We start from the raw sequence: 11,271 nt of genomic DNA on the forward strand, positions 1-11,271 counted from the left end.
AATATTGGGGCTTATGAATAAAGAGAGGTAACTGCAACATGCTGGCATAAAACTGACGAACAGTAAGAAGCCACTAAATACCCTATAGCTTATTGCTTTTAATAGAGATTGGACTATGTGTTACTAAGTATTACAAAGGCCTACAGCTCTAATGAATTGAAGGGGATTTCGCTAAAAACTGGCTAAACTCTGACTCTCTTAATGCTGGACTGTATAAAAACCCTTGAGCTTGATGGCATAAATGTTCAGCCAAAAATGACTCTTGTTCTTTGGTTTCAACCCCCTCGGCTGTTAATGAAATATTCAACGCCGATGCCATGGCAATAATAGCACTAACAATTTCTCGACTTTCATGGCTAACGCTGAGATCAGAGATAAAGGAGCGATCAATCTTCAATTTACTGATCGGGAACTGCTTAAGGTATCTCATTGAGCTATAACCTGTACCAAAGTCATCAATGGCTAAGCCAACACCTAAATCAGCTAATTCATTGCAGAGATTTGTCGCAGAACGTATATCTTCCATCAGCTCTGTTTCAGTGATCTCCAGAATTAAGCTATGAGGCTTTAAGCGATAACGAGTAACCAACGACCAAACTTGTTCAAACAAGGTACCGCTAAAAAACTGTCTCGCTGACACGTTTACATGCATTGAGATATCAATTTGGTGACGCTGCCACAAATTTAACTGTTTGCATGCAGCCTCTAGTACCCAAGAGCCAATATCATTAATTAACCCTGATTGCTCAGCAATATCAATAAAAGCTCCAGGATATAACACGCCTTTTTTAGGGTGATGCCAGCGAATAAGCGCTTCTGCGCCAATATAAGCCTGCTTTTTTAAGTCTTTTAGCGGTTGATAATAAAGCTCAAACTGACGACCTTTAATTGCAGCTACCAAATCACGCTCAATCTGTGCATCTTCTTTAAAGGCATTCAGTAACGCTGAATTAAATACTTGAATCGCGTTACCTTGTTTATTTTTAGCATATTGCAGCGCAATATCAGCACAGGTTAACGAAGAAAACTGCTCTTCAATAGATGCTATATCCACTCGTGCTAATGCCGGTTTAGGCTCTATCTGCTCAATACCTATGGTGATTGGGGCTTCAAGCTGACGATATAAGCGTTCTGTCGCTTGTTGAATACTGAACTCATCTTCGTTATTTTCAAATAAAATACCGAACTCATCACTACCAATGCGCGCGATTTCTGATAGTTGATGTACCTCGGCAAAATGGCGGATACGCCGGGCAATTTCAATCAACATCACATCGCCATTTGCATGCCCATAAGTATCATTAAACCGTTTAAAGCCACGTAAATCGATCAGCACCATGTGGCCTGATTTAAGCTTTTTAAGTACTCGACTAAAATGGGTACGATTATAAAGGCCTGTTAATCCACACCGCCAAGCTAAGCGCAATAACTCACTTTGATGATGATGTTGCTCAGTGCAGTTTTCTGCATTCACCAGTGCAAAGTGATTACCCCTTTCAGAGATAAAACGTTTTACAGATAAGCGCATCCAATAAGCGCTGCCATCATGCCGAATGAGATTTATCTCTTCTTCGCAAGGCTCGCCATTACGGGCTTTATTAAGGACGGACTCAGATAAATTGGGATACTGTTTGAAAAAATCTAAGACTTGAATTTTGCGACCTAAAATTCGCTCTTTAGGGACTTTTGTCAATTCAAAATGGGCATTATTCACATACTCGATACAATCAGTAGCTAAGTTAACGACCATCATGATTTGGTCTGATTGCTCGGCTGCTGATAGCAGTAATGTTAAACGCTCGTCTTTATCATATCCATACTTAGTCGCTAGAGTCAGTGCTAATTGGTCCGCTACTTGAGAACAGAGCTGCACTTCGCTTTCATGCCAAGGTTCAGAGCTCTCGGTACGTTCCAAACTTAACATACCCTCTAAATGGCCGTTAATTCGAATAGCGACTTCTAGCACAGCGCGTATGCCATGCCCTTGATAGTAAGCTTGCAACTCCACTAACCGAGGGTCGTCAACACAATATTCAGAAGTTATGTGACGCTCTACTTTCAACTGGCTAATGAAGTCGTCACACAAAGAAGGTTTTGGTCGGTAAGATTGAACTTGGGATAGAGTTTTAGGAGGTAAAGAAGCTATTGTTAAGCGTGTGATTTGTTCGAGCGTGTCGTTTTCACTACAAATCGCAGAAACGACAACACTTGATACATTAAGCTGCTGTGAAAGTAATTCAGCGGCAATTTGTGCAGTGGCCTTAAAATCACCGAGCTGCTTTGCTTCTGAATTAACAATGTATTCCAACAATTGTTGAGATTTTTGCTTCTTCACACGTCATCCTAAAATAAGGCAAACAACTTGTTCACCAATCGCTTTAATACTTAAAGTTAAATTATATTTTTTATAGGGTACAAGACTACACGAATTAACGTAATTTCAGCAAGTTCTACCAGTCTAATTTACAGACCATTTTCAAGTTGAAATATCATTTTTTCAGCAGTAAATGCAAAGGTTAGACTAATTTTTACACTTTGGTCTTCAACCTGGCTGTCTGCTGTTACGTCGTCAAAACGTTGTTGTGCCTTAGCGATTATATCATTTGCTAATTGCTGGCAATTTTCGCCATTTAATTCTAATTCTAAAACCGTATCGTGCTCATCGATTACAGCACCAACATCCACAAAGCTACCACAATCAGTACAAGTGTCGTTGACCAAATTTGACTGCGCTTGTTGAATATTTTTCATATTAATATGTCTCTACTTTAAGATAATGAAAAGCCAATTATATATCAGCAATTCAAAATAAAGCAGGATCACCATCATGCTTGCGCAATTAATTCGCTCATTTGACGCTGCATTTGTAACTGTTCAACAAAGTGAGTTAACTGAATTGATGGTGCTGTATGCTGCAGTTGATAGCGGTTACGGGTGTTGAGCTCACAGTTGGCTAAAACGTCTGCCATTTCTAATGATTCATTTTTACGAATAACCAAAGCTTCTTGGTGTAATACATTGGCTAAACGAAATGCAGCCGCTCCATCGCGCTGATGGACATAACTATTATCAATAACAACATCATCGATATCAGTTTGGTTTAATAGTACTTGCGCCACTGGCAATTCAAATTTAGTTCTTAAGTCATTTGACCGGTGCGTGGCAGTTTGAAACTGCGCCATATCACGAGCATCGGCAGAAAGTAGTGAAAGTAATAAGCCAAACTCACCCCGTCGGTTAGAACCAATCGCATGATTGAGTCTCGAACCTAGCTGGGATTCATTAACTAATGTACTACTTGCTTGAATTGCATTCATTTAGAACAAAAATAAACCTATAAAACAAACCGTTGAAACTTTATCGACCAAAGAAGTCATAGCTTTAGGTTTAATTTCAAATTCGAATAAATGAATACAGCGATTTATTGACAAGTACGAAGCGAGTGCTTTCTTTTAGCAATAACCCCCTAACATGATAGAGATTCTTTTACCAATAAGCCAATTACTAACCATATTGAACAAGAATACATCCACAAAACAACTTGTTGTAAGTTAATTGACCAAACAGTCGAAACTTTACCGTTTATTTCATATTTAAGCTTTACAGCAGAATTTTTTCTGACTACTATTGCCGCCGCAATTGAGGAGGGGTTCCCGAGTGGCCAAAGGGATCAGACTGTAAATCTGACGGCTCAGCCTTCGAAGGTTCGAATCCTTCTCCCTCCACCATTTGCGCACAATTTGTAGAGAAATACTCTGGAGGGGTTCCCGAGTGGCCAAAGGGATCAGACTGTAAATCTGACGGCTCAGCCTTCGAAGGTTCGAATCCTTCTCCCTCCACCATTTCTACCGCAAAGAGTGAAAGTAAAAAGCACAATAGGCCAATATTGTGTGCAAGAAAAGAAGTTAAGAAAATGTGGAGGGGTTCCCGAGTGGCCAAAGGGATCAGACTGTAAATCTGACGGCTCAGCCTTCGAAGGTTCGAATCCTTCTCCCTCCACCACTTCTTAATTTCAATATGAAGTAAAAGTTGTAAACATTGCAGGCCAATGCAATGTGCAAGACCGAAGTAAGATAATGTGGAGGGGTTCCCGAGTGGCCAAAGGGATCAGACTGTAAATCTGACGGCTCAGCCTTCGAAGGTTCGAATCCTTCTCCCTCCACCACTTCTTAATTCAATTAGAAGTAATTGCTACAAACATTACAGGTCAATGTAATGCGTAAGACCAAAGTAAGATAATGTGGAGGGGTTCCCGAGTGGCCAAAGGGATCAGACTGTAAATCTGACGGCTCAGCCTTCGAAGGTTCGAATCCTTCTCCCTCCACCACTTCTTAAACACCTATAGTTACTTATTTAGTTTAAACTCTTGTAAGTCCTCCATTGTTCAAACTCTCTCACAGTAAAAACACATTCAATCAAATATTTACACAATATCAACAAACAAAGTCTTAGAGTTTTTCTGCTACCAATCTCAGTACCTTTTCACTATGATTTAAGCTAAATGTATTATTCAGAGGCTACATAGTGACTAATTCTTGGGTAAATCAAGCAATAGAAAAAATCGAAGCTGACTTTCAACGTAGTGCCGACACTCACTTAATAAAACTCGACACCCCACACTTAAACGGTATTGATATTTACCTAAAAGATGAAAGTACTCACCCTACGGGTAGCCTTAAGCATCGCCTCACTCGCTCTTTGTTTCTGTATGCCTTGTGTAACGGTTGGATAAAAGAAGGCACGCCTGTAATTGAATCATCTTCAGGCAGCACTGCAGTCTCAGAAGCCTATTTTGCCAGATTACTGGGCTTACCCTTTATCGCAGTTATGCCAAGCACCACAGCAAAAAGAAAAATTCAACAAATTGAATTTTACGGCGGTCAATGCCATTTTGTTGATCACTCAAGTAAAATCTATGCCGAATCGGAGCGATTAGCTGCTGAGTTGGACGGCCATTATATGGATCAATTTACTTACGCAGAGCGCGCTACCGATTGGCGCGGTAATAACAATATTGCTAATTCTATTTTCAATCAGATGGAAAAAGAGCAACACGCTATTCCATCATGGATAGTAATGACCCCCGGTACTGGCGGGACATCAGCCACGATAGGTCGATATATCCGTTATCAACGTTTAGACACTAAACTTTGCGTAGTCGACCCAGAAAACTCTGTTTTTTTCGATTACTTCACTACTGGCGATAAAACTGTGAGCTGTAGCAACGGCAGTAAAATTGAAGGCATTGGGCGACCACGTGCCGAACCCTTATTCATTCCAGGGGTTGTTGACGAAATGCGCAAGATCCCAGACCCAGCCTCTGTTGCGACTATTAATTGGTTAGAAAATATCATAGGCCGTAAAACCGGTGCATCCACAGGAACAAACCTTTACGGGGTTTTACAAATTGCCACAGAAATGGCGGCCAGAGGGGAAACTGGCTCGATAGTGACCCTGATCTGTGACTCAGGCGAACGTTATTTAGACACCTATTACGATGCAGACTGGATCGCTGAAAATATTGGTGATTTAAGCCCTTATAATGCGGCGCTAAAAAAATTTAGTGAAACGGGTGGTTTGGCCTGCCCGGCAATAACTAAATTGGCTTTATAGCCGAATCAACAGAGTAAATTACAAGCTTACAAAAAAGCCCTTACATGACGTAATGTAGGGGCTTTTTTGCATTCTCAGGGAATTAATTCAAAAAGACTTAATTCAACATCTTAAACCTAATCGATGTCTAAATACTTATGAGTTTGAATTGATAAACGCCAGTTGCGTGCAATACACGTTGCCATGGCTAATTCGGTTGCTCGTGGTTTTTGACTAATTGGTTGTAAGCAAACTGTTTTACCTGTTAAATCGATATCAGCTAATAAGTTATCTAGTTCATCAATATGCTTTTGTGTGGCTACAGGATGCTTAATTTCATCAGCACGATTTAACGCTTGAGCTAACACCACGTAACCACCTTTCATATTCACTTTTGGCGATACAGTTACCCAAGTTTTGTTGTCACAAATAACCTCAAATGTACCACTGGTTTCTATTTGAGTTTGATAACCCTGGCTGTGAAGCTGGCTTGTTAATTCACGCAAATCATATAAACACGGCTCGCCGCCGGTGATAACCACATGTTTAGCATTAAAGCCCTTAGCTACAAATGCGTTAACTAACTCTTCTGCTGTTAGCTCTGCCCAGCGGCCTATCGTGCCATCGACTTGAATCACAAGTTCTGACGCCACGCGATTTTGTTCAAGTAGTTCCCATGTTTGCTTAGTATCGCACCAAGAACAACCCACCGGACACCCCTGAAGTCTTACAAAAATAGCTGGTACTCCGGTGTAAGTCCCCTCGCCTTGTATTGTTTCAAACACTTCATTCACTGGATATTTCATGATCTTGCCTCTTGGTTAACCGGGGCGCAGTTATAGAGGATTTCGACCCGAGTCGCAAGTAGTTTAAAAGCATTCGTTGCTGCGTTAAACTATGCAATCTTATTTATTACAAGATTATATTTTATTATGTCAAAAGCCGTTGTAGTTTTTAGTGGTGGTCAAGATTCGACAACCTGCCTCATCCAAGCCCTTCAACAATTTGATGAGGTGCACGGCATTACCTTCGATTATGGACAACGACATAGAGAAGAAATTGAAATAGCCCAAGATCTTGGGCTCAAACTAAAGCTTGCCAGTCATAAAATTATGGATGTTACGCTATTAAATGAATTAGCAATTTCAGCTCTAACTCGTGACTCTATTCCGGTTTCTAATGAGCTCATGGAAAACGGCTTACCTAATACGTTTGTTCCTGGTAGAAACATTTTATTTCTGACATTAGCAGGCATTTATGCTTATCAGTTAGGTGCAGATACCGTCATTACTGGAGTCTGTGAAACTGATTTTTCTGGTTACCCAGATTGCCGCAATGATTTTGTAAAAGCCATGCAAGCTGCATTAGAACAAGGAATGGACAAAAAGCTGACTATTTCGACTCCCCTGATGTGGCTTGATAAAGCTGAAACATGGGCGTTAGCCGACAAGCTACAGAGTTTAGATTTAATTCGCCATGAAACGCTAACTTGTTATAACGGCATTAAAGGTGATGGTTGTGGTACTTGTCCTGCTTGTCTGTTAAGAAAGCGCGGCTTAGAAGATTACCTCAACAATAAAGAGTCTGTTATGGCACAACTGATCGCTAAAAACAATTAAACCAAAGATGCCTCAACTAAAGCCCATTAAGCGTTATAACGCCAGATCTTTGCTAACAAGCCCATATTTAGTGGCATTAGTTTGTAGCATTGTCTGTATCTGTTTGTTTTATCTTGGACTAGATAGCGAGCTTGCGTATCAAAGAAGCTTAATTTTAGATGGTCAATGGTGGCGTTTAATTAGTGGTAATTTACTGCACACGAATGCATGGCATTTAGTCATGAACCTAGCCGGTTTATGGGTCATTATTGCGTTACATGAGCAACATTACAAAGCTGCTGGCCTTAGCCTTCTGTTTATTATTCTGTGCCTACTGCAAGGGATCGGCTTACTCGCCTTTTACCCAGCACTTATCGGTTACGTAGGTTTAAGTGGCATGCTACATGGACTTTTTGCTTATGGTGCTGTGTATGATATTCGACAAGGTTTTAAGTCTGGCTATCTGTTATTACTTGGCGTAATCATTAAAGTCGCTTATGAGCAGTCTTTTGGTGCTAGCGAAGAAATGACTGCATTAATTAATGCTAGGGTGGCAACTGAAGCACACTTAGTCGGCTTAATAAGTGGGATTATCTGTGCGCTGATCATTTGGCTAGGTCAGCTCTCCTTAAAACGGTATCAAGCTAAATGCAATAAACGAGTATCTAAAGTTTAAATACTAAGCTCTAGCGTTAATCTAACACTCAGCTTTAGCCGTTCAACGACACTGATTTTAGGTTCTCAACCTTTTATTTATTGCATCAAAAAAGGCAGCTTAGTTTCCTAGGCTGCCTTTATGACGGTTATTACGTTAATAAACCAGCTTAATTTTGAATAAGAGTTCCAATTAGTAACATCGCCATGACAACAGTTCTAATCTCCTAGAACACAGCAGTTAAATACCTGGGCACACGCCCAAGTCATTTACGCTTTAATAAACTGCTCTCGTAATCGGCCCACTTTATCTCGAATAGCTGCGGCCTCTTCAAACTCAAGATTTTTAGCATGCTCGTGCATCTGTTTTTCAAGTCTATCAATTTCATGGCTGATATCAGCAGGTTTGACGTGATAATTCGCATCTCGCTCGGCTACACGCTTGCGCTCATCATTGGATATATCGCTCGTATCACCAACATCCATTACATCAGTAATTTTTTTAATAACGCCTTTTGGCGTTATGCCATTATCCAGGTTATATTGATGCTGTTTTTCACGACGACGATTGGTTTCAGTAATCGCTTTATCCATCGATTTAGTGATCCTATCGCCATATAAAATCACTTTACCATTCACGTTACGCGCAGCACGACCGATGGTCTGAATAAGTGAACGCTCTGAACGCAAGAATCCTTCTTTGTCAGCATCTAGAATACACACCAAAGATACCTCTGGCATATCTAACCCTTCTCGAAGTAAGTTAATGCCGATGAGCACATCAAATACACCAAGTCGTAAGTCACGAATAATCTCTACTCGCTCAACAGTATCAATGTCAGAATGCAAGTACCTTACTTTAACTCCGTGCTCATCTAAGTATTCAGTTAAATCCTCAGACATTCTTTTGGTTAAAGTTGTCACCAAAACTCGCTCATTAACAGCCACGCGCTTTCCAATTTCTGATAGCAAGTCATCAACTTGAATACCAACTGGTCTTACTTCAATCTCCGGATCGAGAAGACCTGTAGGTCTTACTACTTGCTCAGCTATCTCACCGTCTGACTTATCAATTTCATAATCACTTGGCGTAGCAGACACAAAAATACTTTGGGGCATTAATGCTTCGAACTCTTCAAACTTCAATGGACGGTTATCGAGCGCTGAAGGTAAGCGGAAACCATATTCTACAAGATTCATTTTTCTCGAGCGATCACCCTTATACATAGCGCCAATTTGTGGCACAGTGACGTGTGATTCGTCAATTATCAATAAACCGTCTTCAGGTAAATAATCTAGTAAAGTAGGCGGCCCATCACCTGGAGCGCGTCCAGACAGATAACGTGAATAGTTTTCAATACCCGAGCAATAACCAAGCTCGGTCATCATCTCTACATCGTATTGCACGCGTTCGGTGATCCGCTGCTCTTCAATCAACTTATTAAGATCAAGTAACTGCTTCTTACGATCGCGTAGCTCTTCTTTGATCTCTTCGGTTGCCGCTAGAATTGATTCACGTGGGGTAACGTAGTGACTTTTTGGATAAACGGTAATTCGAGCGATGCGTTTAACAATGTGACCGGTCAAAGGATCAAACAAACTCAAACGCTCAATTTCGTCATCAAACAGTTCGATGCGAATAGCATGCTTATCAGAGTCAGCAGGGAAAATATCAATCACCTCACCTCTAACCCGATAAGTACCACGCTGAAGATCAATATCGTTGCGGGTATATTGCAGTTCACTTAATCTTTTTAAGATCTCGCGCTGTTGTATAATTCCACCTTCTCGAAGGTGGAGCAGCATCTTCATATAAGACTTAGGATCACCTAGACCATAAATAGCCGATACAGAAGCAATAAGCACCACGTCTTTCCGCTCTAAAAGTGCTTTAGTCGCTGACAACCGCATTTGTTCAATGTGGGCGTTAACCGACGCATCTTTTTCAATAAAGGTTCCGGTCGACGGGACATAGGCTTCAGGTTGGTAATAGTCATAGTAAGAAACAAAGTATTCAACCGCATTATGCGGAAAGAACTCCTTCATCTCACCATAGAGCTGTGCGGCCAATGTTTTATTAGGTGCCATGATAATGGTTGGGCGCGACATCTTTTCAATAACATTAGCAATGGTAAATGTCTTACCTGAGCCGGTAACTCCCAGTAATGTCTGGCAAGCAACGCCCGATTCAAGACCATCAACTAATTTATTAATAGCCGTTGGTTGGTCACCAGCAGGTTTATACATGGATTCTAATTGAAATACAGATTCAGACACTCAGATACTTCCTTCAAAAGATAAGCAGTTATTTTACCCTAATTTGTTTACTAATGGCGCGATATTGTCAATTTAGGCATGAGGGCATTCATTGCAAAGTATCTACATCACTACGCCAAGATACAGAAGCAGCGCACTCACCTGCGAGGCAAAACTCCCGTAATGTCTAATACAGAATAACGAAATAGCAATCAAATGCCCTCGGAGTTACCACCCTAGATGCATAACACAGCCTTTGAGATACGTTAGCTATCGATTTTTAGACCAGTACGCTTTATTGAAGCAGCATTAATTAACGACTGCCTTTTGCCGTTTTAGCAATTGTTATTGTAATTGCGAGTCTAATATTAGCAATACACTATATAATTAGTGCCGTTGAATATTATGATGAAACTTTATAACGCCGCCTTAAAGCTCACTTGGCCGGCTGACCTCCGCGTCAACGCCAGTAATAACGCTAGATTAATTCACAATAGATACCGACAAGTTTGTTACAAGATTCTTACAACTAATCAAATCATCCTAATTAACTGTTGCTTTTTCCATCGCATTGTTTTTAATCGTTAAAAAAATCTGCAAAGAATTTCGCTCAATTTAACCTCAAGCCGCTATCCATCGGCGGTTGCCGTTGATTTTTTCGATTAACCCACAGGCTTATCCACAGATTTAGTGGATAACTCTTGCAAAGCTTGTGGCTATGGGCATTTAAGCGGCAATCCCCATAAAACGAGGCCAAAGCTATTTTCTGTAATTTTACTACTTTTGTAATTAATCTGGCTCGGTAGAGCGAATTTTTGAGCGAGTTATTAAAAATTGTACAATCGAAAACTATGAATATCTCATAGGCTTATATTGCAACTGCTCATATATTAACAAAAATGCTGCATTCGCCATCATTATGCGCGTTAGGTGACCACTTAAGCGTATTATTTCATTTTTTTCCCCTTGTTGAGTTGACTCAATTGTAAGAGCGATTTAATATGCGCTCCGTCTTCAACGAGACGTAACTTAAACGCTTCCCCTGTAGTTCAGTTGGTAGAACGGCGGACTGTTAATCCGTATGTCACTGGTTCGAGTCCAGTCTGGGGAGCCAAGTTGAGTTAGATTAGATAATTATCTAATAATGTAAAAGCAATTCCCCTGTAGTTCA

The 11,271-nt window shown here is 40.6% G+C and carries 8 protein-coding genes and 6 tRNA genes; 9 read left to right on the forward strand and 5 right to left on the reverse strand.

The features are described from left to right. Positions 1-148: 148 nt before the first annotated feature. The 3 genes from AB4298_RS19655 to AB4298_RS19665 all read right to left on the reverse strand — a co-directional run bounded on the left by AB4298_RS19655 (position 149) and on the right by AB4298_RS19665 (position 3,317). Positions 149-2,335 carry a bifunctional diguanylate cyclase/phosphodiesterase gene (locus AB4298_RS19655; RefSeq protein WP_371988061.1) on the reverse strand — a complete coding sequence of 729 codons (2,187 nt, stop codon included), beginning with the start codon at positions 2,333-2,335 and terminating at the stop codon, positions 149-151. A 128-nt stretch (positions 2,336-2,463) separates the two neighbouring features. Further along, positions 2,464-2,751: a DUF406 family protein gene (locus tag AB4298_RS19660; protein WP_248997293.1), complete on the reverse strand. Its 288-nt coding sequence runs from the start codon at positions 2,749-2,751 to the stop codon at positions 2,464-2,466. A gap of 74 nt (positions 2,752-2,825) precedes the next feature. Then, the gene (locus AB4298_RS19665) at positions 2,826-3,317 is read right to left on the reverse strand and encodes a VC2046/SO_2500 family protein (protein WP_371988063.1); all 492 of its coding nucleotides are present in this window, start codon (positions 3,315-3,317) and stop codon (positions 2,826-2,828) included. A 326-nt stretch (positions 3,318-3,643) separates the two neighbouring features. Between AB4298_RS19665 and AB4298_RS19670 the strand changes: the two genes are divergently transcribed. The 6 genes from AB4298_RS19670 (at position 3,644) to AB4298_RS19695 (ending at position 5,613) form a co-directional block, all read left to right on the forward strand. Continuing rightward, positions 3,644-3,728, forward strand: a tRNA-Tyr gene (locus AB4298_RS19670). A gap of 29 nt (positions 3,729-3,757) precedes the next feature. Beyond that, positions 3,758-3,842 (forward strand) — tRNA-Tyr (locus AB4298_RS19675). A 75-nt stretch (positions 3,843-3,917) separates the two neighbouring features. After that, positions 3,918-4,002 (forward strand) — tRNA-Tyr (locus AB4298_RS19680). A gap of 78 nt (positions 4,003-4,080) precedes the next feature. Beyond that, positions 4,081-4,165, forward strand: a tRNA-Tyr gene (locus AB4298_RS19685). 77 nt (positions 4,166-4,242) lie between these two features. After that, positions 4,243-4,327 (forward strand) — tRNA-Tyr (locus AB4298_RS19690). Positions 4,328-4,524: 197 nt separating this feature from the next. Next, positions 4,525-5,613 (forward strand): PLP-dependent cysteine synthase family protein, encoded by a 1,089-nt coding sequence (locus tag AB4298_RS19695; protein ID WP_371988064.1) that lies wholly within the window; start codon positions 4,525-4,527, stop codon positions 5,611-5,613. Between the two features lie 116 nt (positions 5,614-5,729). Here the strand turns inward: AB4298_RS19695 and queE are convergent, their stop codons facing one another. Further along, positions 5,730-6,398 (reverse strand): 7-carboxy-7-deazaguanine synthase QueE, encoded by a 669-nt coding sequence (gene queE, locus AB4298_RS19700; protein WP_248997296.1) that lies wholly within the window; start codon positions 6,396-6,398, stop codon positions 5,730-5,732. Positions 6,399-6,524: 126 nt separating this feature from the next. On the opposite strand from queE, the gene queC reads away from it, so the two are divergent. Both queC and rrtA read left to right on the forward strand, forming a co-directional pair. Then, a complete protein-coding gene (queC, locus tag AB4298_RS19705; RefSeq protein ID WP_248997297.1) occupies positions 6,525-7,211 on the forward strand; it encodes a 7-cyano-7-deazaguanine synthase QueC in 687 nt (228 codons plus the stop codon). A gap of 7 nt (positions 7,212-7,218) precedes the next feature. Continuing rightward, on the forward strand, positions 7,219-7,866 hold the full coding sequence (gene rrtA, locus AB4298_RS19710) for a rhombosortase (protein WP_371988066.1): 648 nt from the start codon (positions 7,219-7,221) through the stop codon (positions 7,864-7,866). 248 nt (positions 7,867-8,114) lie between these two features. On the opposite strand, the gene uvrB is transcribed toward rrtA, so the two are convergent. After that, complete coding sequence (gene uvrB, locus AB4298_RS19715) at positions 8,115-10,121, reverse strand: excinuclease ABC subunit UvrB (protein ID WP_371988067.1); 2,007 nt, start codon at positions 10,119-10,121, stop codon at positions 8,115-8,117. Positions 10,122-11,138: 1,017 nt separating this feature from the next. Between uvrB and AB4298_RS19720 the strand changes: the two genes are divergently transcribed. After that, positions 11,139-11,214: transfer RNA gene (locus tag AB4298_RS19720), tRNA-Asn, on the forward strand. Positions 11,215-11,271: the final 57 nt, after the last annotated feature.

It is taken from the genome of Shewanella sp. 10N.261.52.F9, assembly GCF_041471165.1.
GTDB lineage: Bacteria > Pseudomonadota > Gammaproteobacteria > Enterobacterales > Shewanellaceae > Shewanella > Shewanella marinintestina.